24 protein-coding genes and 1 other annotated feature are annotated in these 24874 nt (G+C 47.1%); of the genes, 22 read left to right on the top strand and 2 right to left on the bottom strand.

All coding sequences use genetic code 11. The annotated features are described in order from the left end of the window. Positions 1-30 precede the first annotated feature (30 nt). The gene (locus AC3AQ9_RS14275; protein WP_488308155.1) at positions 31-645 is read left to right on the top strand and encodes a phosphatase PAP2 family protein; all 615 of its coding nucleotides are present in this window, start codon (positions 31-33) and stop codon (positions 643-645) included. 45 nt (positions 646-690) lie between these two features. On the opposite strand, the gene AC3AQ9_RS14270 is transcribed toward AC3AQ9_RS14275, so the two are convergent. After that, positions 691-1971 carry an ammonium transporter gene (locus tag AC3AQ9_RS14270; RefSeq protein ID WP_488308154.1) on the bottom strand — a complete coding sequence of 427 codons (1281 nt, stop codon included), beginning with the start codon at positions 1969-1971 and terminating at the stop codon, positions 691-693. A gap of 12 nt (positions 1972-1983) precedes the next feature. After that, a complete protein-coding gene (locus tag AC3AQ9_RS14265; RefSeq protein WP_488308153.1) occupies positions 1984-2325 on the bottom strand; it encodes a P-II family nitrogen regulator in 342 nt (113 codons plus the stop codon). 130 nt (positions 2326-2455) lie between these two features. On the opposite strand from AC3AQ9_RS14265, the gene AC3AQ9_RS14260 reads away from it, so the two are divergent. From AC3AQ9_RS14260 to AC3AQ9_RS14160, 21 genes are all read left to right on the top strand, one after another. After that, the gene (locus AC3AQ9_RS14260) at positions 2456-3100 is read left to right on the top strand and encodes a uracil-DNA glycosylase (protein WP_488308152.1); all 645 of its coding nucleotides are present in this window, start codon (positions 2456-2458) and stop codon (positions 3098-3100) included. 99 nt (positions 3101-3199) lie between these two features. Next, complete coding sequence (gene zupT, locus AC3AQ9_RS14255; RefSeq protein WP_488308151.1) at positions 3200-4009, top strand: zinc transporter ZupT; 810 nt, start codon at positions 3200-3202, stop codon at positions 4007-4009. A 203-nt stretch (positions 4010-4212) separates the two neighbouring features. Further along, positions 4213-5430 carry an MFS transporter gene (locus AC3AQ9_RS14250; RefSeq protein ID WP_488308150.1) on the top strand — a complete coding sequence of 406 codons (1218 nt, stop codon included), beginning with the start codon at positions 4213-4215 and terminating at the stop codon, positions 5428-5430. Between the two features lie 161 nt (positions 5431-5591). Then, entirely contained in the window at positions 5592-6446 is an 855-nt protein-coding gene (locus AC3AQ9_RS14245) for a GNAT family N-acetyltransferase (protein ID WP_488308149.1), read from the top strand. Positions 6447-6667: 221 nt separating this feature from the next. Beyond that, positions 6668-8311, top strand: a complete 1644-nt coding sequence (gene abc-f / locus AC3AQ9_RS14240) for a ribosomal protection-like ABC-F family protein (protein WP_488308148.1) — start codon at positions 6668-6670, stop codon at positions 8309-8311. A gap of 79 nt (positions 8312-8390) precedes the next feature. Beyond that, positions 8391-9359: an ABC transporter ATP-binding protein gene (locus AC3AQ9_RS14235; RefSeq protein ID WP_488308147.1), complete on the top strand. Its 969-nt coding sequence runs from the start codon at positions 8391-8393 to the stop codon at positions 9357-9359. Positions 9360-9394: 35 nt separating this feature from the next. Then, on the top strand, positions 9395-9994 hold the full coding sequence (locus AC3AQ9_RS14230) for an ABC transporter permease (protein WP_488308285.1): 600 nt from the start codon (positions 9395-9397) through the stop codon (positions 9992-9994). 17 nt (positions 9995-10011) lie between these two features. After that, positions 10012-10914: a glycine betaine ABC transporter substrate-binding protein gene (locus AC3AQ9_RS14225; protein ID WP_488308146.1), complete on the top strand. Its 903-nt coding sequence runs from the start codon at positions 10012-10014 to the stop codon at positions 10912-10914. A 156-nt stretch (positions 10915-11070) separates the two neighbouring features. After that, on the top strand, positions 11071-12219 hold the full coding sequence (locus tag AC3AQ9_RS14220) for a thiolase family protein (protein ID WP_488308145.1): 1149 nt from the start codon (positions 11071-11073) through the stop codon (positions 12217-12219). A 17-nt stretch (positions 12220-12236) separates the two neighbouring features. After that, a complete protein-coding gene (locus AC3AQ9_RS14215; RefSeq protein ID WP_488308144.1) occupies positions 12237-13007 on the top strand; it encodes a 3-hydroxyacyl-CoA dehydrogenase in 771 nt (256 codons plus the stop codon). A gap of 14 nt (positions 13008-13021) precedes the next feature. Continuing rightward, complete coding sequence (locus tag AC3AQ9_RS14210; protein ID WP_488308143.1) at positions 13022-14170, top strand: acyl-CoA dehydrogenase family protein; 1149 nt, start codon at positions 13022-13024, stop codon at positions 14168-14170. Beyond that, a complete protein-coding gene (locus AC3AQ9_RS14205) occupies positions 14171-15145 on the top strand; it encodes a CaiB/BaiF CoA transferase family protein (protein WP_488308142.1) in 975 nt (324 codons plus the stop codon). 50 nt (positions 15146-15195) lie between these two features. Next, entirely contained in the window at positions 15196-16827 is a 1632-nt protein-coding gene (locus AC3AQ9_RS14200; protein ID WP_488308141.1) for a long-chain fatty acid--CoA ligase, read from the top strand. Positions 16828-17107: 280 nt separating this feature from the next. Next, positions 17108-17340: a binding site (T-box leader), on the top strand. A gap of 62 nt (positions 17341-17402) precedes the next feature. Continuing rightward, complete coding sequence (gene trpD / locus AC3AQ9_RS14195) at positions 17403-18395, top strand: anthranilate phosphoribosyltransferase (protein WP_488308140.1); 993 nt, start codon at positions 17403-17405, stop codon at positions 18393-18395. Next, positions 18392-19165: an indole-3-glycerol phosphate synthase TrpC gene (trpC, locus tag AC3AQ9_RS14190; protein ID WP_488308139.1), complete on the top strand. Its 774-nt coding sequence runs from the start codon at positions 18392-18394 to the stop codon at positions 19163-19165. The genes trpD and trpC overlap by 4 nt, the downstream gene beginning before the upstream one ends. After that, positions 19162-20958 carry a tryptophan synthase subunit beta gene (trpB, locus tag AC3AQ9_RS14185; protein WP_488308138.1) on the top strand — a complete coding sequence of 599 codons (1797 nt, stop codon included), beginning with the start codon at positions 19162-19164 and terminating at the stop codon, positions 20956-20958. Before trpC ends, trpB begins: the two co-directional genes overlap by 4 nt. Continuing rightward, positions 20955-21725, top strand: coding sequence for a tryptophan synthase subunit alpha (gene trpA / locus AC3AQ9_RS14180; protein ID WP_488308137.1), 771 nt, complete (start codon positions 20955-20957; stop codon positions 21723-21725). Before trpB ends, trpA begins: the two co-directional genes overlap by 4 nt. A gap of 23 nt (positions 21726-21748) precedes the next feature. Continuing rightward, positions 21749-22339 (top strand): DNA-3-methyladenine glycosylase, encoded by a 591-nt coding sequence (locus AC3AQ9_RS14175; protein ID WP_488308136.1) that lies wholly within the window; start codon positions 21749-21751, stop codon positions 22337-22339. Positions 22340-22409: 70 nt separating this feature from the next. Then, on the top strand, positions 22410-22931 hold the full coding sequence (locus AC3AQ9_RS14170; protein WP_488308135.1) for a type 1 glutamine amidotransferase domain-containing protein: 522 nt from the start codon (positions 22410-22412) through the stop codon (positions 22929-22931). Between the two features lie 274 nt (positions 22932-23205). Then, positions 23206-23535 carry an ArsR/SmtB family transcription factor gene (locus AC3AQ9_RS14165; RefSeq protein WP_488308134.1) on the top strand — a complete coding sequence of 110 codons (330 nt, stop codon included), beginning with the start codon at positions 23206-23208 and terminating at the stop codon, positions 23533-23535. Between the two features lie 9 nt (positions 23536-23544). Then, a complete protein-coding gene (locus AC3AQ9_RS14160) occupies positions 23545-24843 on the top strand; it encodes an arsenic transporter (RefSeq protein WP_488308284.1) in 1299 nt (432 codons plus the stop codon). Positions 24844-24874 lie beyond the last annotated feature (31 nt).

Genomic DNA, 24874 nt, shown 5'->3' with positions numbered 1-24874 from the left:
CGGAGGAGCTCATAGAAAGAAGGTAGGGCTATGAAACGTCTATTATACTTGCTTGGGATCATTGCTTTAATCGGCTTTATAGGAATTGGAGCCACTTTTGAAAACGGGACATTTGAAGAATTAGACCGGCAAGCTGCAGAGGCATTAAGAGGTATTGGGTGGCTTGATAGCTTGTCGGTTCTAGCGGATGAAATCGTTGTATTTATTGTGGGAATGGCTATGATGTTGTATTTGTGGCTGCACCGGAGAGATTACCGGGGGATGCTTTTTGTCTTCTTGACAGTCGGTGCAGGACGGGCGTTGAATCAAGGGTTAAAAAACCTTTTCGAGAGACAGCGCCCCGATTTTGCGCATGGGCTTGAAAGTTACGGCTTTCCTTCCTGGCATGCGATGGGTGCGGTCCTTTATCTTTTTACAGCTGCTTATTTTATTGCAGGACACCTGGTTTCCGGAACTGCTAAATGGCTTGTTTGGGCGGCGGCTGCCGGACTGTCAATCATTATCGGATTGTCGCGGGTTGCCGGAGGCGAGCAATATTTCTCGGACGTTTTGGCTGGATGGTTCGCAGGAGTTGCTTTGTTTGCGGCTGTTGTTTTTTGGTACGAGATAAGAGAACGCTCATTTAAAAGAAATCATACATTATAAAAAGCATGGACTGTGAGACAAGTCCATGCTTTTTAATTTTCTCTTTTAAGGTTTTTGGGGGGCAGGGTGTTCGCCCAATTGATTTAAGCGCTGTGCAAAAGATTCGTTTGATGGAGCAGCACCGCTTAAAACATCTTGCATTGCATAGGCTTGGGAAGCATGCTCAGAGAAATCCAATCCACTTTCTTCATCCTCAGCGGTGACCCGGAGCGGGACGATCGAGTTGACAATCGCAAGAACAATAAATGCTGACACGGTCGTCCAGGCAATCACAGCTAAGATGCCGATGGTTTGAATGCCGAGAATCTCTGCGCCGCCTCCGTAAAGAAGGCCGCCTGTCGTATCGAAAATGCCAAGTGCCAATGTTCCCCAAATACCGGTAACTCCATGGACAGCAATGGCGCCGACTGGGTCATCTACCCGGATTTTCGCATCCAATAAATGGACTGCTTCTGTCATGATGATGCCGGCAAGAAGACCGATAATGATAGCTCCTGTAAACGATACATTAGCAGCGCCAGCTGTAATCCCGACAAGGCCGGCAAGCGCACCATTCATGGTCAGAGACGGGTCAATCCGGCCATAGCGGAAACGAGTATACACTGCGGTAGACAGCACAGCCGCTGAGGCTGACAACAATGTGTTCAAAATGACCGGCGGCACTAATTCAGGATCTGCTGCCAAAGTGCTTCCGCCGTTAAAACCGAACCAGCCAACCCAAAGGATGAACACACCCAAAGCGCCGAGCGGCAAATTATGTCCTGGGATGGAGTTGACGATTTTTCCGCTGTATTTTCCAATGCGGGGGCCAATTTTCCAAGCCGTAATAAAAGCGGCAGTAGCTCCGGTCAAGTGGACAACAGTAGATCCGGCAAAATCAATAAAGCCGATTTGCGATAGCCAGCCGCCGCCCCATACCCAGTGGCCGACAACTGGGTAAATAACGGCAGTCATGCCGATCGTAAGCATAAAATAAGCTGATAATCTCATTCGTTCAGCTACTGCTCCTGAAATGATGGTGGCACAAGTTGCCGCGAATACCGCCTGGAATACGAAGAACCCGATGTCATCGCGCCCTGTCAGTAAAAAGCCATCTGTTCCAAGAACCCCGAAAGCTGAAGTGCCAAACATAAGTGCGAATCCGACAAAGAAATAAAGAATAGAGCCAATAGCAACGGTTATCAGGTTTTTCATTAATATATTCAAGGTATTTTTAGAACGGGTAAAACCTGTTTCCAGCATGGCGAATCCGGCATGCATAAAGAATACGAGAATGGTGCCGAGCATGACCCACATCATATCGACTGAACTTTGGACTGCTTCCATTAAATCTCCTCCTTATCCGATGGCGATAACGCCGCGTTCTTTTGTTCTGATCCGAATCGCTTCTTCAACAGGCAGAATGAAAATTTTGCCGTCTCCGACTTCTCCAGTGGATGCATATTCAAGCAATGCCTCTACGATGTCTTCTACTTTGGAATCCTCCACCACCATTTCAAGTTTTAACTTTGGAGAAAACTCCATCGTATAGGCGTTGCCTCGGAATAATCCAATCCGGCCTTCCTGTTTGCCGATTCCTGCTATTTCCGTGACACTTAAGCCGTCGATTCCTTCAAGAGCCAAGGCTTGGCGGACATTCGCAAAAACTGATGGACGAATGATGGTCTCAATCTTTTTCATAGTTCCTCCTCCTTAATGTTAGGTTTGTTAACATATTAAACAATGTATTCTGAAAAATCAAGTTATTTTTAAAAATAATGTTAGAAAACCTCACATTATGTATATGTTAAAATGAAAACGAGGTGATAGTATGTATAAAATATCAGATGAACTGGTTCAACTAGGGCTGGAGAGAATAAAAGACTTCCCGGTAGAGGGTTTTGTTCGGGGAAGCGGTCCTGCAAATCCTGCGATTATGCTAGTTGGGGAAGCGCCGGGAGAAAATGAAGTGGAAACCGGAATTCCTTTCACTGGCCGTGCCGGCAAGGAATTAATGGCATCGCTTGAAAGCGTTGGACTGGCGAGAGAAGATGTGTACATCACGAGTGCGGTCCGCAGCCGGCCGTATAAATGGGGGGCCAAAAAAGAGCGTGATGGAAGCCTGACGGAGCGGAAGTACAACCGCGCGCCGACGAAAAAGGAAATCATTGCACATGCGCCAATCCTCGATACAGAAATTAAAGATATCCAGCCGCCGCTGATTGTCACGTTAGGAAATATCGGCCTGCAGCGCCTTGTCGGAACGAAAGCGAAAGTGACGCAGCTTCATGGTGTTTTGATGGAAACGCCGATTTTGAGATGGGATGAAGAAAAACAAACCTTTACAGAAACAGAAGAACTTTATCATATATTTCCTACTTTTCACCCAGCCAGCGTTTTTTATAACCCACCAGTGCGCGATTTGAAAAATGAAGACTGGAGAAAGTTAGGGGAATTGTTGCGCATCAGGAGATGAACGAATAATGGAAAAGCTTTCTTTGTTGAAGAAAGTTGCTCTAAGGAAACTTTTATCGTACAATAACCATAATCACTGGAACGGAAGGAAGTCGGGATTATGGACAGTACCGTATTATTTGCTCTCGGATTGACGCTTTTTGCCGGATTAGCAACTGGAATCGGTAGCTTGATTGCCTTTTTTGCTTCCCGCACTAATACTAAATTTCTTTCAATTTCACTCGGATTTTCAGCCGGCGTCATGATTTATGTATCGTTGATTGAAATTTTTGTGAAAGCAAAAGATGCATTGACGAATGCGCATGGCGAATCGCTCGGATATTGGCTGACGATTGCCGGTTTTTTCGGAGGAATGATTTTTATGGCTGTATTAGATAGGATTCTGCCCCAAATGGGAAATCCGCATGAAGTTCGTACGATTGAAGATATGGACGAAGGGCCGACCAACGCCGAATACGCCCATCTCCGAAAGCTGGGCATCTTTACAGCATTGGCAATCGGGATTCACAACTTTCCGGAAGGAATTGCTACTTTCATGTCAGCGATTCAAGATCCTGCATTAGGGGTAGCCATTGCCATCGCTGTGGCGATTCACAATATACCGGAAGGAATTGCAGTGTCAGTTCCGATTTATTACGCTACAGGCAGCCGGAAAAAAGCCTTTCAATACAGTTTTTTATCGGGGGTTTCAGAACCGGTCGGTGCAATTGCGGCTTGGCTGATTTTAATGCCATTCCTTAGCGATACCATGTTCGGCATTATTTTCGCTGGAGTAGCCGGCATCATGGTTTTCATTTCATTGGATGAGTTGCTTCCGGCTGCAAAGAGATACGACGAGGCTCACCTGTCCATTTATGGATTGGTCGCTGGGATGGCCGTAATGGCTGTAAGTCTTGTGCTTATCGTATGACGATGAATTTTCCGCCTCCAAACCCTTTCCCAAAGGGTTTGGAGGCGTTTTTGTAATTGCCAAGCCAAAGCGTCAGGCAAAAAGTCGTGTATGAATTATCGGAAAACTCCAACTTTAATAGGTGTCTTGTCACCTTTAAAACGAAAGCGTATAGTAATGGTGTAAAGACATTAAGTTACAACTGTAAAGACAGGAGAGTTAGGATGGCTACTTTAACGGAGAAAAATACCGTGCCGCTTTCAAGAAATAAATTGCTTGGCGTGGCAGGGTTGGGATGGCTTTTTGACGCGATGGATGTAGGGATTTTATCCTTTGTCATTGCGGCTTTGCAAGTGGATTGGAATTTGACTACTTCCCAAATGGGTTGGATTGGCAGCGTCAATTCAATCGGGATGGCGGTAGGTGCTTTCGTCTTCGGTATTTATGCAGACAAAGTCGGGCGGAAGAAAATTTTTATTATTACCTTGCTGTTATTTTCGTTGGCAAGTGGAGTTTCGGCGTTCACTACATCGCTTGCTGCATTTATGCTGCTTCGATTCTTTGTCGGCATGGGCTTGGGAGGAGAGCTTCCGGTAGCATCAACCCTTGTTTCTGAAAGCGTGCCAGCTCACGAACGCGGTCGCGTAGTCGTTTTGCTTGAAAGCTTTTGGGCTGGTGGATGGCTGATTGCCGCTGTTATTTCATACTTCGTTATTCCATCGTTCGGTTGGCGCGTGGCGTTATTGCTGACGGCGCTGCCTGCGTTATATGCACTTTATTTGCGGGTCAAATTGCCGGATTCTCCGCAATTCTCAGCGAAAAAGGATGTGCTGCGGTCCGTCTCCACAAATATAAAAGATGTCTGGTCTAAGAAATACCGGAGACCGACATTGATGTTGTGGATCGTTTGGTTTACCGTGGTCTTCTCTTATTATGGCATGTTTTTATGGCTGCCAAGCGTCATGGTGTTAAAAGGGTTTACACTCATACAGAGTTTTGGGTATGTCCTTATTATGACCCTCGCTCAATTGCCAGGTTATTTCTCAGCAGCGTGGCTGATTGAAAAAGTAGGACGGAAATTCGTTCTTGTCACGTATCTGATGGGGACAGCCGCTAGTGCCTTAGTATTTGGAAATGCTGAAACCATTGAGATGCTGATTGCCGCAGGAGCCTTCTTGTCATTCTTTAACTTAGGAGCTTGGGGAGCGCTTTACGCGTATTCACCAGAACAATACCCGACAGTTATCCGGGGAACCGGAACAGGGATGGCTGCATCATTTGGCCGGATTGGCGGAATTCTAGGACCTCTGCTGGTAGGGTCTATGCTGACGGCTGGATATGGAATCGGCTGGATTTTCGGGATATTCTGTGTCTCGATAATTATTGGTGCTTTAGCAGTTGCTTTCTTAGGTACGGAAACAAAACAATTGGAACTTGAGTAAAAACCAAAAGCCCCCTTCGCCCAAGCGAAGGGGGCTTTTGGTTTCTTCAAATTTGAGAGCTGAAAATAAATTTATTAAAAAGGAATATTCATGCAGGATATTTTTCCAGGTTTAGCAAATATCTTATAGTCAGAGACAATCACAGAAATGAGTGAGCAAAAATGGATTGGATTGTTTATGCAAATTCTTCTGCATTTGCAGACAAAGTAGAAAAGCTGCTGTACAAAAATGAAGACATCTATAGCTTGTTTTTAGGAATACTGAATCAGATACAAGAAGGGCGCTATGAAGATTATTTTTTAGCAACATTGGAAGAAGAAGGGGAAGTTGTGGCTGCCTGTTTAATGACTCCGCCACATCCTCTGCAGCTGATTGTCTTTCGGGAACTTCCGGATATTGAAAAAGAAATAGCCCGCCGTTTATTGACTTCAGGAATCGTCGTGGACGCAGTGGTTGGAGATCAGGAAACTGCCCATCGCTTCGCCGAAGCCTGGATTGCCAAAGTCGGAGGCGAAGTGCGCGTGCTGATGCATCAAGGGCTCTACCGGGCCGATTCTGTGAATACCCGTTTGGAGAAAAGTCCAGGCACTTGGCGCGTTGCCAATAAAAGAGACGCTTCTCTCTTAGAGGAATGGATTCTGCTTTTTGAGCAAGAAACCGGTATCGCTATGTCGACACCGGCTGAAGCTGCACGTAAAATCGATTCTTTTATTGAGCTAAAAGAAGTGTATGTCTGGGAAGTGGGCAATGAAGTCGTTTCGTGCATGAAAAAGTCCCGTCCATCGAAACACGGAATCACGGTGTCGTTTGTCTATACTCCAAAGGAACATCGCCGCAAAGGCTATGCGCGGTCATTGGTGGCGGAAGTGACAGAAGAGCTGCTTGGTGAATACGATTTTGTCATGCTGTATACCGATTTGAAAAACCCGACTTCCAACAAAATCTATAAAGAAATCGGCTTTGAGCAGATAGCAACACCTGTCCATTTGAAAATTGATGAAAAAATTTCTGAATAATGTGATACAATATAAACATTAAATTGAAGGGAAGATGGGTGGCCGATGGATAACTGATCCTATTTCTACGCAACCGGAATTTTGGTGTAACAGAAATTGGATTCGTCTGCCCATTTTTAACGAAATGAAACGCCTGTATAGAAACAGGTTATTTGGGCTTGCGAATTCTTCCGAGTACTACGCGGAGGAATTTTTTATTTCTCCGGCAAGGAGGAATGGCTATGACCATCAGAGGAAAAGTAAACAGCTTAACAATTGGCTTTGGCGAACGGATTGTCTTAAAAGAAGTGCGGGCCGATATTCCGAAAGGCGCGCGCATTGCCATCATTGGCGCTAACGGCACGGGAAAGTCATCGCTGCTCGACGCCATTGCAGGAGGAGAACCGGCGATACAATGGCTTGGTTCAAAACCCGATATTGCTTATATGAAACAGGAAGTCAGTGTATTGGATACCGATTCGGAAGCGGCCGAAAGCCGGAAGCTTGAGAAGAAATGGCATGTTCCGAAAATACGCACCCGCTTAAGCGGAGGAGAAGCGATGAAAATGCGTTTGGCTCAAACGCTGGCCCAAAAAGCGGAAGTGCTATTGCTTGATGAACCGACCAACCACTTGGATTCACAAAGTGTCCAATCGGTCATTGCGCAGTTAGCAGATTATGAAGGAACTTTGCTTGTGGTATCACATGACCGGCATTTTATCGATCAATTGGCAACTCACGTTTGGGAAATCGAAGATCAAAAATTGATGGTTTATAAAGGGAATTACAGCGCCTCTAGAGAAGAAAAAGAACATCGCCGCCATACTCAGCAAAAAAAGTATAACAAACAGCAGACGAAAATCACTCGCGTCGAACAGCAGCTTTCCGAATTGCAGTCCTGGTCGGGGAAAGCGCATGCAGATTCGACGAAACAAGATGGCTTTAAAGAGTTCTATCGTTCAAAAGCCAAGCGTATGGATGTTCAAATCCGCAGCAAAAGAAAGCGGCTAGAAGCCGAACTTGAAAAGGAGTTAGTTCCTGAGCCGAAAGAAGAAGCGGCTGTCAAATTTGAAATCAGCGGAGCAGCCAAAAAAGGGAAACGCGTCATGGAGCTGAAAGGTGTAAGTAAAACTTTTGGGGACCGTCTTCTTTTTGAAGGCGCCTCTTTTACCGTGCAGCATGGTGAACGTATTGGATTAGTGGGCAATAACGGCAGTGGAAAATCAACTTTTTTCAGCATGCTTCGAGAAGAAACCGGCTACACAGGTGAACTGTGGACGACGGCCGGAATGAGAATCGGGTATTTAAGCCAGAACGTTTTTGATTTGCCGGAAGAAAAAACAGCTTCTGAATTATTTGGAGCTGAAAGTTATGAGCGCACAGGACAGCTGCGCACGTTGATGATGAATCTAGGGTTTGAAAAACATCATTGGACGGAGCCTATTAGGCATCTGAGCATGGGGGAAAGAGTAAAGCTGAAGCTGATGGAATTCATGGTGGCGGATTGCAATGTGCTGTTGCTTGATGAACCGACCAACCATTTGGATTTGCCTTCCCGGGAGCAATTGGAAAAAACTTTGGAGACATTTACGGGAACTTTGATGATTGCGACCCATGACCGCTTTTTTATGGAAAGATTAGCGGATAAATTGCTGGTTTTTGACAATGGCAAATTAATTAAATACGATGGAAGTTATGCTGAGTGGCTGAATAAGTCTGCTGATTCTTTGGAAGTTGATCTTTTGCAATTAGAAACTGAACGCCAGGCAGTCCTTGGAAAACTTAGCTTTATGCAGCCAACTGCTAAAGAATACAGTGAACTGGATCGCCGGTTTAATGAATTGACCGCTGCCATTAAAGCCGCTTCTGCTGACTCGATAAAGTAATTGATGATCATGAGTAAATGCTCGGAGTTAAGGGTAAATTAAAAAGTAGGCTGAAGAGAGATGGAAAGGAGTGGATGCAGTGATTCGGTTTGACAACGTCACTAAACATTTTCCGGACGGCACGGAAGCGTTAAAAGGAATTTCACTTGTGCTTCCAGCCCACCAGCTGACGGCTATTATTGGCCCGAGTGGCTGCGGAAAAACCACGCTCATGAAAATGATAAATAAACTGGAAAAGCCGACCGGAGGAGTGATTTCCATAGATGGGAAACCGATTATGGAATTAGATGAAATTGAGCTGCGCCGTTCCATTGGATATGTCATACAGCGGATAGGGCTGTTTCCGCATATGACTATAGCAGACAATGTCTCACTCGTACCAAAGCTATTGGGCTGGAACAATGAAAAAATCGATACGCGGATCCGTGAATTGCTGCAACTGACCGGTTTGGAGCCGGAAACCTATCTTCATCGTTATCCGCTGGAACTAAGCGGCGGGCAGCAGCAGCGGGTAGGAGTTGTGCGGGCTTTGGCAGGAGATCCAAATATCATTTTGATGGATGAGCCTTTTTCCGCACTGGACCCTATCAGCCGGGAGCAATTGCAGGATGAATTGCAGAATTTGCAGCAAAGCATCCGCAAAACGATTGTCTTTGTTACCCATGATATGGATGAAGCGCTGAAAATTGCTGAGACAATCATTGTGATGCGTGACGGACAAGTTGAACAAATTGGAACTCCACAGCAGTTAGTTGCTGAACCGGCCAATGATTTTGTCCGTAATTTTATCGGTGCCGAGCGCATTAGCCGGCAGCGATCATTCAGCGAAAAGAAATTGAAAGAATTCATTCCGTTATTCGAACAGGATTGGCGGGGAGACGCTCAAAAAGTTCCATCCGGCACAAGCATTGGCGAAGCGGTGGACTTATTGTCAGAAAGTGCACATGACCGCTTGGCGATAACGGAAGATGGACATGTTATTGCTTATGCCAGCGAACATGATTTATTGAAAGCAGCCCTCCAAAAGGAAGTGGGTGCATCGTTTTGACTAATGTCATCGATACTTTTATTAGCCGCCAAGAGATGATCCAGACTGCATTCCTGGAGCATATTTATTTATCTTTTATAGCTGTAGGAATCGGGATTGCGATTGCCTTGCCGACTGGCGTCTTGATTGCACGTTATCGCCGCTATGCCGAACCTGTAATAGGAGTCACAGCTGTTTTTCAAACGATTCCAAGTTTGGCTTTGTTCGGATTCTTAGTGCCGATTTTGGGAATCGGTTCCCCTACAGCTCTGGTTGCCCTTATTATTTACGCGCTTTTGCCCATTCTCCGTAATACATATACCGGCATTACAGGAGTTGACGGGTCAGTTATCGAAGCGGGGCGTGGCATGGGTATGACCAAAGGACAAATTTTACGGCAAATTGAATTGCCTCTCGCCTTGCCTTTTATCATGGCGGGAATCCGTACAGCAACTGTCCTAACAGTTGGAATTGCTACGTTAGCTACATTTGTCGGCGCCGGTGGTCTTGGAGATATTATCTACCGGGGCCTGCAGTCTTATAATAATGCTCTAGTTTTAGCGGGTGCACTGCCAGTGGCTTTACTTGCTATCGGATTTGACTGGATTTTGAAAAGAATTGAGAAACGCATGACACCAAAAGGCTTGAAACTTTAGATGGGAGGAAGAGAGCGATGAAAAAAGCAGCAATGGGGATTTTATTGGCGGCGTCTATTGTTTTAGCTGGCTGTGGGGCGAGTGGGGAGGGATCCGAACCGATTGTCATCGGAGGCAAACCATGGACAGAACAGTACATATTGCCGCATATTCTGGGGCAGTATATTGAAGCGAATTCCGAATATACCGTAGAATACGAAGATGGACTTGGTGAAGTGTCCATTTTAACTCCAGCACTTGAAAAAGGGGATATCGATTTATACGTCGAATACACAGGCACCGGTTTGAAAGATGTCCTGAAAGAAGAGTCGAAGCCAGGGCAATCATCTGAAGAAGTGCTCGAACGTGTGCGCAAGGGATATGAAGAAAAATTGAATGCCACTTGGCTGGAACCGCTGGGATTTGAAAATGGTTATACATTGGCGTTTTCAAAAGACAGCGGTTTTGATGCCGAAACTTATTCGGATCTGGCGGAGATCTCCAAAACCCAAGATATGTCGTTTGGTGCGCCCCATCCGTTTTATGAGCGCAAAGGAGATGGATATGATGATTTAATTGCCACCTATCCATTCGAATTTTCAGCGACCGAAAGCTTCGATCCCGCCATTATGTACGAAGCGGTAAAAAATGGAGAAGTCGATGTGATTCCGGCATTTACGACTGACAGCCGGATCGGGCTGTTTGATTTGGAAACAACGGAAGATGATTTATCGTTTTTCCCGAAATATGATGCAGCACCGGTGGTTCGCTTGGAGACACTCGAAGAATATCCGGAACTGGAAGAAGTGCTGAATGGACTTGCTGGGAAAATCTCGGAAGAAGAAATGCTTGCCATGAATGCAAGGGTGGATGTTGACCAAGAAGAAGCGAGTGAAGTAGCGCGTGATTTTCTTATAGAAAAAGGGCTTATAAAAGAATAAACGAAAAATCCCACAGAAAAAATCTGTGGGATTTTTTTATAGTAATTAGGTGGGAACTCTTGTACAATAATTTCAATGAGTGAATAGTCATTCAATTCTATTAATTGAAAGCGATTACATTATAATAGAAGTAAAATAAAAAAACGGGGTGAAGAAATGAGAGAAGTAGTCATTGTAGAAGGCGTCCGCTCGGCAGTTGGAAGAAGAAAAGGGATGTACGCAAACACCCGGGCGGATGAGCTGGCAGCTCTCGTATTGGAAGAATTGGTGAACCGTGCAGGCGTAGAGAAAAGTAAAGTGGAAGACATCATTTTAGGCTGCGTTTCCCAAGTTGCTGAGCAAGGCGGAAATGTAGCCCGGACAGCGGCATTGATTGCCGGTTTTCCGGATTATGTGCCGGGGGTGACAATTGACCGGCAATGCGGGTCGAGCCAGCAAGCCGTCCATTTCGGAGCACAAGCCATTATGGCGGGCGATATGGATATTGTAATAGCCGGAGGTGTGGAAAGCATGACGCGCGTTCCGATGTTCTCCAATATGCAAGGGGCTAAACCGAGCAAGAAATTGACCGATCAATACGAGATTATCAACCAAGGGCTGTCAGCTGAACGCATTGCTGAGCAATGGGGTTTTAGCCGGGAACAGCTGGATGCTTATTCGGTACAAAGCCACGAGCGGGCGCAGCGGGCTATACAGAATGGCCATTACGAACAAGAAATTGTGCCGGTCGAAGTCGAAAGTGAAAACGGAGAAAAACGCCTCGTCTCTGTTGATGAAGGCCCGCGTCCAGGGACGACTCAGGAAGTGCTTGCTGGGTTGAAGACTGTGTTTGATGAAAATGGTGTAATCACTGCGGGAAATGCCAGTCAGATGAGCGACGGTGCTTCAGCGGTATTATTGATGTCCCGTGAAAAAGCGGATGAGCTGGGCTTAAAACCAAAAGCGCGTATTGTGGCGCGTGCAGTGGTTGGATCGGATCCAACATTGATGCTGACCGGCCCAATAGCCGCAACCCGCAAAGTACTGGAGAAAGCGGGACTTGAAATCGGGAATATGGACCGCTACGAAGTCAACGAAGCGTTTGCCCCTGTGCCGCTTGCCTGGCTGAACGATATCGGGGCGGATCCTGAAAAGCTGAATGTAAACGGAGGAGCCATTGCCCTTGGCCATCCATTAGGTGCAACCGGAACCAAATTGCTGGTATCGCTTCTCCATGAACTTGAACGCAGCGACGGACGCTATGGATTGCTCGCAATCTGTGAAGGGATGGGCATGGCGAACGCAACAATCATCGAACGATTATAGGGAAGTGGAGGCTGGATATGAAAATACCAGAAATGAAAGCAATTGTGACTGGCGGGGCATCGGGTCTCGGCGAAGCGACTGTGCGCCGCGTAGTTGAAAATGGAGGAAAAGCCGCCATTTTTGATTTAAACGAACAACGTGCTCGATCAATCATTGTTGAATTAGGGGAAGAAAACGTCTGCTATTTTGAAACAGACGTTACAGATGCCGAGCAAGTAGAACGCAATTTCGCAAAAGTGATTGATAAATGGGGTGATGTTACCGGTGTGATCAATTGCGCGGGCATCGGGACACCGGGGAAAGTCGTCTCAAAAGGCGAGCCGATTCCGCTCAGTCAGTTTGAAAAAGTCATCCAGGTTAATTTGATTGGCACATTCAATGTTATCCGGGTTGCAGCGGCGGCCATGCAACAAAATGAGCCCAATGTGGAAGGAGAGCGTGGAGTGATTATTTCAACAGCATCTGTTGCAGCTTATGAAGGCCAGATCGGGCAAGCTGCCTACAGTGCTTCAAAAGGAGGCGTTGTGTCGATGACGCTGCCAATTGCCCGTGAACTCGCAAGAGACGGCATCCGCGTGATGACCATTGCGCCAGGGCTGATGCAAACACCGATGTTTGATGGCCTGCCGGAAGCAGCGGTAAAGTCTTTATCTGCTTCAGTGCCATTTCCTGCACGCTTAGGGCGGCCTGATGAATATGCGCAGCTTGTCCAAAGCATCGTTGAAAATCCTATGTTGAATGGTGAAGTCATCCGGCTGGATGGTGCCATTCGCATGCAGCCGAAGTAAGGAGGGAATAAATAATGGGGAAATACCGATTTGAAGAAGAAGAGCATGAACTGTTCCGAAAATCTTTAAGGAAATTCCTTGAAAAAGAAGCCGTTCCGCAATATGAAAAATGGGAAAGGGATCATATCATTCCCAAAACATTTTGGAAACGCCTCGGAGAAATGGGGTTCTTATGCCCCCAAGTAGAAGAACCATACGGCGGTTTGGGTTTGGACTTTCGCTACGCTGTCATTATCGGCGAAGAATTGGAGCGTGTTGGCACCAGTTTGACGGGAGTTGGGCTTCATAATGATATCACCGTGCCCTATATCGAAGCTTACGGAACCGAAGAGCAGAAACAGCGCTGGCTGCCGGGGTGCATCAGCGGAGATTTTATCACAGCGATTGCTATGACAGAACCTGGGGCAGGCTCAGACCTCGCCAATATTTCAACAACAGCTGTCCGCGACGGAGACCGTTATATCGTCAATGGACAAAAGACTTTTATTACCAATGGCATTAACTGCACCCATGCATTGGTGGTCGTGAAAACAGACCCGAAAGTGGAACCGAAACATCGGGGCATTTCGCTTTTGATGATTGAGGAAGGCATGCCTGGATTTACAAAAGGCCGGAAACTTGATAAAGTCGGCCTTCATGCGCAGGACACTTCTGAATTGTATTTTGAGGATTGCGCGGTGCCGGCAGCAAATTTGATCGGCGAGGAAAATAAAGGCTTTACATATTTGATGGAAAAATTGCAGCAAGAACGCCTCGTTGTCGCAATTGCCGCCCAGACCGCTTCAGAGGATATGCTGGAAATGACACTCGATTACGTCAAGTCGAGAAAAGCGTTCGGCAAACCGATCGGTTCATTTCAGAATTCGCAATTCAAGCTTGTGGAAATGGCAACTGAAATAGAGCTCGGCCATTCATTTCTGGAGTCTTTAATTGAAGACCATATGGCCGGAAAAGACATTGTTTCCAAAGTGTCGATGGCGAAATACTGGCTGACGGATACGGCGAAAAAGATTGCGGGCGAGTGCATGCAGCTGCACGGCGGCTATGGCTATATGGAAGAGTATAAAATTGCCCGCCGTTACCGGGATACTCCGGTTGCTGCCATCTATGCCGGGTCCAATGAGATCATGAAAACCATCATCGCCAAACGGATGGGCTTATAGATGGAAAAGGCGCTCAATGGAATTCGGGTATTGGATGTCACGTATTATTTGCCTGGCCCTTATGCCAGCATGCGCCTGGCAGAGATGGGCGCGGAAGTGATCAAAATCGAACCGCCAATGGGTGACCCGGCGCGTTATATGGGCGGCGGCTATGTGCATGAAGCAAACAATAAAGGGAAAACCATCATTCAGCTGGATTTGAAATCGGAAGAAGGGCGCGGCCGGATGTTGGAATTAGCTGGAACGGCAGACGCATTGATTGAAACATTTCGGCCGGGGGTCATGAAGAAACTGGGGCTGGACTATAAAAGCCTCAAAGCGGTAAAACCGGATTTGGTGTATTGTTCGCTGTCGGGATACGGGCAAGTAGGGCCTCTAGCGGAACTGGGCAGCCACGACTTGAATTATTTAGCGTTATCGGGAGCCTTGGAACAGCTGGCTGATAGCGATGGCCGCCCTGTGCATCCGGCCAATACATTTGCCGATTATACAGGAGGTTTATTGGCATCTGAAAAAATTACGGCAGCGCTGCTGCAGAAATTCCGTACCGGTGAAGGAGCCTATATAGACATCGCCTTGGCCGGAGCAATGGCTGAATTTCAAGGCAATCATGATATTTATCATGAAGCGGGCGTGTCGGACTGTGGAATCCCTGAAATTTCAGGAAGCCGCATCAGTTACGCAATCTACGAAACAAAAGATGGACGTTACGTCACATTAGGGGCACTTGAAGAGAAATTCTGGCATAAATTTTGTGAATTGGCGGAAAAGCCCCATTGGCAAAGCTGGAGTGCCAAGCCGGCAGGAAGTGCCGAACACGCAGAAGTAACAGCTTTTTTCAAAACCAAAGAATGGCAGGAATGGTATAGCCTATCAATAACAGTCGATTGTTGCCTGGCTCCGGTCTTAAAAGGATATGAACGCCATCAACACCCGCATTTTAAGGCTCGCCAACAAGCAGTGAAATCCCGCTAAGCAAAATTAAGTGAATCCAAAATTGCAACGAAAAAGGAGCTTGATGTCCAATGATGAATGCACCGCTGCTGTTATCTTCTTTTGTAAAACGTGCTGAGCAGTATTTTCCGGAAAAGCTGATTATTTCACGTACAGGAGAGACGATCCACCGCATTCCGTATAAGGATTTTGCCAAACGGACGCGCCAGTTGGCAAGTGCACTGGAAAAAATCGGAATGGAACGGGGGACCAAAGTCGGCAGTTTTGCCTGGAACCATCACCGGCATCTGGAGCTGTATTTTGGTGTTCCGGGTGCAGGGGCAATTTTGCATATGATCAATATCCGGCTGTCTCCTGAACATATCATTTATGTCATCAACCATGCGGAAGATGACATTTTGCTGGTGGACCATGATTTGTTTCCGCTGATTGAAAAAATCGCACCGCAGCTGAAAACGGTCAAGCATTTCATCATCATGAAAGACGGCATAGAGCTTCCTGAAACTTCTCTGAAAAACGTCCATTCATACGAAGCGCTGATCGGCGCTGAAGATGGCAGCTATGAGTTCCCGCAAGACCTGGACGAGAACACACCAGCCGGCATGTGCTATACATCAGCGACTACAGGCAATCCGAAAGGTGTAGTTTATTCGCATCGCGGGCTTGTGTTGCATAGTTTTGCACTCGGAATGAGCGATTCAATGGGATTGTCCGAGCGCGACGTTGCGATGTCGATTGTTCCGATGTTCCATGCCAATGCATGGGGTCTGCCGTTTGCGGCGGTGCTGTTTGGAACGACTCAAGTATTGCCGGGTCCGGGATTTGCACCAGGCATGCTCCTTGACTTGATTGAACAGGAAAAGGTGACATTGACAGCTGGAGTACCGACCATCTGGCTCGGTATATTAAAAGAGCTTGAAAGCAATCCGCGCAATTTAGAGACGCTCCGGATGATTATCTGCGGCGGTTCGGCTTCACCAAAAGGGTTGATCCGGGCATTTGAAGAAAAATACAATGTGCCGTTTGTCACCGGCTATGGCATGACCGAAACTTCGCCGCTCGTCAGCCTGGCAATTACAACTTCAGCGATGGCAGACTTGTCAGTGGAAGAACGCATCGAGCGTCGTTCAATGGCTGGGCTTCCTATGCCAGGCCTTGAAGTCCGGATTGTTAATGAACAAGGGGAAGCGCCGTGGGATGGGCAAACAATGGGGGAACTGAATGTCAGAGGCCCATGGATTGCCGATGAATATTACAAAGACGACCGTACAGCGGACGCTTTTCGGGATGGCTGGTTGTATACAGGTGACATCGCGGTTATTGAACCGGATGGCTACATCAAACTGACTGATCGGACGAAAGACTTGATCAAAAGCGGAGGAGAATGGATTTCTTCTGTCGATTTGGAAAATGCGCTGATGACGCATGAAGCGGTATTTGAGGCGGCAGTGGTGGCGATTCCTCATGAGAAATGGCTGGAGCGTCCGCTTGCTTGTGTGGTTTTGAAAGAGGGCTACGAAGGAAACGATCAAACAAAAGCAGAGCTGCTGGCTTATTTGGAAAAACAATTTGCCAAGTGGTGGGTGCCGGATGATGTGGTGTTTTTGAAGGAAGTTCCGAAAACATCCGTCGGAAAATTCCTGAAAGCTGCGTTGCGTAAAGAGCTGAATCATCATTATCAACAACAGAGAAGTTTTGATTGAGCGCTGGAGTTGATGCATTTGCAGGATGCCGCTTCGGATAAGGCAAAGACGGGTGTTTCTGCATTGCACCTGCATCGCTGCGCTAGCTTCGGTGCATGAAAAACCTCCGCTATGCTAATTTCTTGGCGGAATATCAGTAGAAAAAAGATGTATACAAATTATTTCGACTAATAAGACTTGACAGAATATACGAAACGATTGTAATATAAATGTCAACTTGTTGAACGAGTAACAAGTCTATTTGAGAGAAGAGCCTAGAAGAGATCAGAATAGAAGAGTGTTTAAATCGAGGATTGAGACGAGTAGGCAGGAGAATCCATTTTAGAGAGTCAGCGGCTGGTGGAAGCTGATTGGGTTACTTGCGCGAATGGACTTAGGAGAGCTGGCCTGAAAGCGGAAGCGAGTAAGGGAGACGTAGGCCCTGCGTTAAAGGGAAAGGCGAAGAGCCTGTTTTAAGTGAGTGCAAAATTGCATTAATGCGTGGTGGTACCGCGGTTTAACCCCGTCCCCGCAACCGGATATCCATCCGGTTGCGGGGATTTTTGCATTTAAATACGAGCTGAGGAGAGAAGAGCATGAGAAAAGCAGAGAATTTAACAGAGCAGAGCATGTTGGAAAAATCGTTGGATGTATTGAGTGGAACGGTAGGGCAGGAAAGCATTAAGCAGTTTCTGATTGAACTTCATGAAAAAGGCGAAACCGCTGATGAATTGGTAGGCATGGTCAAAGCCATGAGAAAAAAAGCAGTGGCGCTTCCAAAAGTAAGCGGCGAGCTAGTCGACGTTTGCGGAACTGGTGGCGACCGTTCATATAGCTTCAATATCAGTACCTTAACGGCATTTGTTCTCGCAGGATGCGGGATGACGGTGGCTAAGCATGGCAACCGCAGCGTCTCGAGCAAAACTGGGAGTTCCGACGTTCTAGAAGAACTCGGCATTTCCACTAAAGTGGAAGTGGAGCGGATTCCGGAAATGCTGGACAGTACGGGAATTGCGTTTTTATTTGCTCCGGCCATTCATCCGGCGCTTGGAGGTCTTCGTGAAGTGCGCAAAAGCATCGGTACGCCAACGATTTTCAATCTAGTGGGACCTTTGGCCAATCCTCTCCCAATTACCATCCAAATGACCGGCGTTTACCGCCGCGATATGATGGAGCCAATGGCAGAAGCAGCGATGCGCCTTGGCAGGACACGCGGAGCCATCGTCCACGGAGCAGGCGGATTGGACGAATTATCATTGGCGGGCGTAAACGAATTAATCGTTTTTAATGAACACGGCAAACAAAATATGACGATTCACCCAAATGAAGCAGGGCTTGATACGGCGCCGATTGAAGCGATTCGCGGAGGAGAACCGAAACGCAATGCAGAAATTTTCCTGGAAGTGCTTGCCGGGAAAGAAAGCCCATATTTGGACACCGTGGCACTCAATGCAGGGACGGTGCTTTATGTAAGCGGACGGGCAAAGTCCATAGCTGAAGGCGTGCATCAAGCGCGGAAATCAATCGTGTCTGGGGAAACCGCAAAAGTGTTTGAACTGCATCGTTTAGCTTCGGGGGTGTTGGTGTGACAATTCTGGATAAAATCATTGAAACCAAACGAACAGAAATTAAAAATTACGGGAAAGTGGAGCCGAGCGGCCAAATTTTTCCTGGGAAAGCAAAGTTGGCTGATCGCTTACGAAATAAAAAAGGGGTCATTTCTGAAATCAAGCGAGCTTCACCTTCAAAAGGAGATATCCAGACAGAAGTGGATATTGTCGAGCAGGCCCGGAAATATGAAGAGGCCGGTGCAGCAGCCATTTCGGTCTTAACGGATGAAACTTTTTTTAAAGGATCAATCGACGATTTGCAGGAAGTTGCAAAAAGTGTATCGATTCCTGTTTTGTGCAAGGATTTTATGATTAGTGAAATCCAGATTGATCGTGCTAAAAATGCCGGCGCAACCATTATTTTACTGATTGTTGCTGCGCTTGAAAAAGAAGAATTGCACCGATTGTTTGAATATGCAGAAGGCCTCGGACTTGAAGTGCTGGTAGAAGTGCATGACGAACAAGAACTTATACGCGCGTTGGAGCTTGATGCCGAATTGATCGGCATCAATAACCGAGATTTAAAGACGTTTGAAGTGTCCTTAGAACGCACAGCGGAACTGGCTAAAAGCTTTCCGTTTGGCGGCAAGAGCTTGCTGATCAGCGAAAGTGGACTGCACTCTAAAGAAGATGCATCATTTGTTTTTAGCTGCGGAGCTTCTGGCATATTGGTTGGAGAAGCATTGATGCGTTCTGAACATCCAGGCGTTTGGATAAGGGAAGCGACAGCTGAGGAGGCAATCAAATGACGAGAGTGAAAATCTGTGGGCTTATGGAAGAACAACATGTCGAGGCGGCTAAACAAGCCGACGCTATAGGATTCGTTTTTGCACCGAGCAAGCGTCAAGTAACCATTGAAAGGGCTGCAGAACTGGCAAAGCATGTTCCGGCAGGAACTGAAAAAGTAGGGGTTTTCGTAAATGCGCCGCTTGAAGCGATACAGGAAACAGTACGAAAAGTGCCTTTAACGATGGTTCAATTGCATGGCGATGAGCCGGATGAATTAGTTCAGGCGATTGAGGTGCCGGTCATTCAGGCATTTTCAATTCGCAGCAAAGAAGATGTAAAAAAGCTGGAAAATTCAGCAGCTGATTTTATTTTAGTGGATGCACCCGGTACAGATTACCGGGGCGGCAGCGGCCATGTGTTTGACTGGACCTTATTGCAAGGAGCGCAGGTTGATCCGTCCCGGCTAATTGTAGCAGGAGGATTGAATCCAGGGAACGTCCAGGCAGCCATTAGCCAAACCAGCCCTTACATGGTGGACGTGTCTAGCGGCGTGGAGACAGAAGGCAGAAAAGATGCGGTGAAAATACAGCAATTTATTCAGCGGGCAAAGGGTGATTTGATGCAGCAGACAGTAGAAAAAAACGGTTTTTTTGGCAAATACGGCGGACAGTTTGTTCCGGAAACATTAATGAAAGCGGTCAAGGAATTGGAAGAAGCGTATGCGAAAGCCAAGCAAGATCCTGAATTCATAAAAGAATATCATCATTATTTGTCTGAATACGTCGGCCGGGAACAGCCGTTGACATTTGCAAAACGCTTAACAGAAGCATGGGGCGGACCGAAAGTGTATTTGAAACGTGAAGACTTGAACCATACAGGCGCCCATAAAATCAACAACGCAATCGGTCAGGCGCTGCTTGCCATGCGCATGGGCAAACGCAAAATTGTTGCAGAAACCGGAGCCGGCCAGCACGGTGTAGCAACGGCGACGGTCTGTGCACTGTTCGATCTGGAATGCGTCATTTTTATGGGAGAAGAAGACATCAAGCGCCAACAATTGAACGTGTTCCGCATGAAATTGCTCGGCGCCCGGGTTGAAAGTGTCACAAAAGGCAGTTCGACTTTAAAAGATGCGGTCAATGAAGCGCTGCGTTATTGGGTGACCAATGTTGAAGACACGCATTATCTCATCGGTTCGGCACTCGGACCTCACCCTTTCCCTACAATGGTACGCGATTTCCAGAGCGTTATCGGTGAGGAAACGAAGCGGCAGATGTTGGCGCATGAAGGGCGCTTGCCGGATACGGTCCTTGCTTGCATTGGCGGTGGCAGCAACGCTATTGGCATGTTCTACCCGTTTATAGAAGATGAAGCGGTTCGCCTAATTGGAGTGGAAGCGTCAGGGGAAGGGCTCGATACGGAAAAACATGCAGCGACAATGGCAAAAGGAAAAGAAGGGGTGCTGCACGGAGCCTTTATGAAATTGCTGCAGGATGAAGCAGGGCAAGTACTGGAAGCCCACTCGATCTCAGCGGGATTGGATTACCCGGGGGTTGGCCCTGAACATGCTCATCTGGCTGAGATCGGGCGAGTAGAATATGTATCCATTACGGATGCTGAAGCTCTGGAAGCTGTTGTCACGTTTTCCCGTCTTGAAGGAATCATCCCGGCTCTTGAATCGGCACATGCCATTGCGCAAGCTGAGAAAACGGCTAAAGAAATGAAGCCGGATGAACTGTTGGTCATCTGTGTTTCCGGACGCGGCGATAAAGATATGGCGACATATGCGGAAAGATTGGAGGGCTTGTCATGAAAAGGTTGAAAGATTTGAAAGAATCCGGTGGCAAAGCCTTTGTGGCGTATATCATGGCAGGCGACGGTGGGCTGGGACGCCTGAGTGAACAAGTGCAGTATCTGCAGGCAGCGGGCGTTACAGCCATCGAAATCGGCATTCCGTTTTCTGATCCTGTTGCTGATGGACCGACAATCGAAGCTGCGGGCAATCGGGCATTAAAAGAAGGTGTAACGCTGCAAAAAGTGCTCGATGAGATGAGCAGCTGGAAATTTGAAGTAAAAGTGCCCTTGCTCATTATGACGTATTTGAATCCAGTCTTTCGGTATGGCGTTGAAAGGTTTGTAAAAGATTGCAAAAAAGCAGGGGTTTCCGGTTTGATTATTCCGGATTTGCCTTATGAACACCGGCTGCTAGTAGAACCCTATGCGAAGAAAGAAGCGATTGCGCTGGTCCAGCTCGTAACGTTGACAACGACAGAGGAACGGCTCAATGCCATTCTTAGCGAGGCGGAAGGATTTGTATACGCGGTTACGGTAAAAGGGATCACAGGAGCACGCGCGGAGATGCCAGAAGAAGTTCAGGCTTTCATGCGGCGTGTCCGCGAGAAAAGTCCGGTGCCGGTCTATGCCGGTTTTGGCATATCAAAGACGCAGCATGTTGACATGCTGCGTGAAGATGTTGATGGGTTTATTGTCGGAAGCGCCATTGTACAAGCTTTCCAGGACGGTACAATCCGGGAAATTGAACCGCTCATACAGGCAGTAACCGCTCTTAATCCGGTATAATACGGATTAGGAGGGATGTATCTATGTTTACGCCAGTCTCGGCCAAATTTTTTGAAGCTCCGACCCTTGAGCTGTCCCGAAGCCTTCTCGGCCAAATTCTGGTACACGAATTGCCGGAAGGAATCGTCGCAGGGCGCATTGTGGAAACAGAAGCGTATATGGGGGCGGAAGACCGCGCCGCACACAGCTTCGGGAATCGGCGCACCAAACGCACGGAAGTGATGTTCGGCAAACCCGGACTTGTTTATACGTATCAAATGCATACCCATACATTGATCAATGTGGTCAGCGGCCCGGTGGATACACCGCGGGCGATTCTGATCCGGGCAGTAGAGCCGGTCGAAGGAATTGATTTGATGGCACAGCTTCGCGGCAAGCATATGCCGATCAAGCAATGGACGAGCGGCCCTGGAAAACTGACAAAAGCGATGGGCATCACCATGGACTATTACGGCCATCATTTTACCGAACGTCCGCTTTATATCGCTGAAGGCGATCCGGTCCACGCAATAGCAGTTGGTCCGCGCGTCGGCATCGGCAATTCACAGGAGGCTGTCCACTATCCATACCGTTTTTGGGAAAGCGACAATCCGTTCGTCTCGAAGTTTCGGTAGGCTCCGTGTTTAATCTTTTTTATGTGTGGAATACTAAAAAAGAATACTTACACAGAAGGAGTGAAAGATAGTGGCGAAAATTGCAACACTGATCACAGATATGTTTGAAGATGTAGAATATACGGATCCATCAAAAGCATTCAACGATGCAGGCCATGAAGTCTTTACGATTGAGAAAGAAGCTGGAAAAGAAGTGACCGGCAAGCAAGGTGAAGCCGTTGTGACGATCGACAAAGGAATCGATGAAGCGAATCCGGATGAATACGATGCCTTATTCCTGCCAGGAGGCTTTTCTCCGGATCAATTGCGTGCCGATGACCGCTTTGTAACATTTACGAAAGCCTTTATGGATGCGAAGAAACCAGTCTTCGCGATCTGCCATGGTCCTCAGCTGCTGATTACGGCGAAAGCGCTTGAAGGCCGCGACGCAACCGGTTATAAATCGATTCAAGTTGATATGGATTATGCTGGTGCAAAAGTGGTCGACAAAGAAGTGGTGGTCTGCCAGAATCAATTGGTGACAAGCCGCCAGCCGGACGATATTCCGGCATTCAACCGTGAAGCATTGAAAGTTCTGGAGCAATTAGCTTAATCTATTAAAATGAAGTCTCCGGCAGTTTTAGCTGCCGGGGCTTTTTTGTGCGGAAAATGCCTCCGCCTTTACTTAAGTTGACAGCTATGGGCTGAAGCTGTGCCCGCGGAAAGCGTCCGCCCTGGAGCGAAATGAGAAAAGGCTATCGAGAGTTTCTCGACAGCCTGATTCTGCAAGTGATCTTCAGTTTTTCCAAGTGAATCTGAACTACCCTCTTGAATCAATAAGCAAACACTTATATAATTAGCAAGACTAAGCCGAAGAAGGTGGAATAATGGATTATTTACAGATGGAATCATATTTAAAGGCAATTAGTGATCATAATCGGATGCTTATTTTGAAATACTTGATGAAAGATTCGCTGTGCATTTGTGAATTCACAGAGCTTCTGGATATGACACAGCCTGCCATCAGTCAGCATATGCGCAAATTAAAGCAGGCGGAACTGGTTACCGAAGAAAAGCGGGGACGTTGGACTATTTGGGGGTTGAATATCCGGCATCCCCAATATCCGATACTGATTCATTTATTAAGCCTGCTTCCTGAACCGGAACGTACGGTTGAAACATTGGTTGCAGAAGGGAAAAAAGTGGTTTGTGAATAAGGAGAGGGAATAGTGGAAGTTTGGTTAGCAGGGTTTATTTTTATTGTTACGTTATTTTTTGTCATTGCCCAGCCACGGAATCTGTCGATCGGGTGGTCGGCGATGGCAGGGGCTGTTATTGCGCTGCTCGTGGGAGTAGTGGATTTAGGCGATGTTTGGGATGTTACTGGAATCGTCTGGAACGCCACGTTGACGTTTGTGGCGCTAATTATTATTTCGTTGATTCTCGATGAAATCGGCTTTTTTGAATGGGCCGCATTACATATGGCGCGTTTTGCCAAAGGCAGCGGATTGCGCATGTTTTTCCTGGTTATCGTGCTCGGGGCCATTGTAGCGGCATTATTTGCCAATGACGGAGCGGCGCTGATTCTAACGCCGATTGTCCTTGCAATGGTGCGGGCTTTGAAGTTCAAAGAAACCATGATCTTGCCATTTATCATGGCATCCGGATTTATCGCGGACACGGCTTCATTGCCATTTGTCGTGAGCAATTTGGTCAATATCGTATCGGCCGACTTTTTCGGCATCGGCTTTACTGAATATGCCCTTCATATGGTGGTCCCGAATCTGTTCAGCATCTTGGCCAGCATGCTTGTATTGTACTTGTACTTCCGTAAAGACATACCGAAGCAGTTTGACTCGAGTGCTTTAAAAACACCGGCTTCGGCAATAAAAGACCTGAAATTGTTCCGCTTATCCTGGGCAGTACTCGCAGTATTGCTAGTCGGTTATTTCATCAGCAGCCCACTTGGCATACCGGTATCCTTTATCGCAGGTGCGGTCGCAATTTTGTTCCTGGCCATTTCACGCAGAAGTGAATCTGTCCATACGAAAGCGGTATTGAAAGGGGCGCCTTGGAACATCGTCTTTTTCTCGATTGGTATGTATGTCGTGGTTTACGGGCTCCGGAATGCAGGATTGACGTCGGTTCTGGCATCTGCTATCGAATGGACATCGAGCCATGGCCTTTATGCTGCTACAATCGGCATGGGCTTTATAGCAGCGATTTTGTCGTCTGTCATGAACAATATGCCAACGGTCATGATCGATGCACTCGCTATCGCAGAAACGAACACCACTGGGGTCATGAGGGATGCATTGATTTATGCCAATGTGATCGGATCGGATCTTGGACCGAAAATTACGCCGATCGGTTCGCTTGCTACGCTTCTTTGGCTCCATGTTCTAAAAGCAAAAGGAGTTACAATCAGCTGGGGCTATTATTTCAAAATCGGCATCATATTAACGGTTCCAACTTTATTTATCACATTGACGGGCCTATACTTGTGGCTGACTATATTAAATTAAATATCTCCAAATTAAAAAGCTCGCAGCTGCG

The sequence above is a fragment of the Planococcus sp. VCh962 genome, assembly GCF_057748275.1.
Note: the sequence above shows the minus strand (reverse complement) of the source record. Positions and strands in the feature narration are given on the sequence as shown.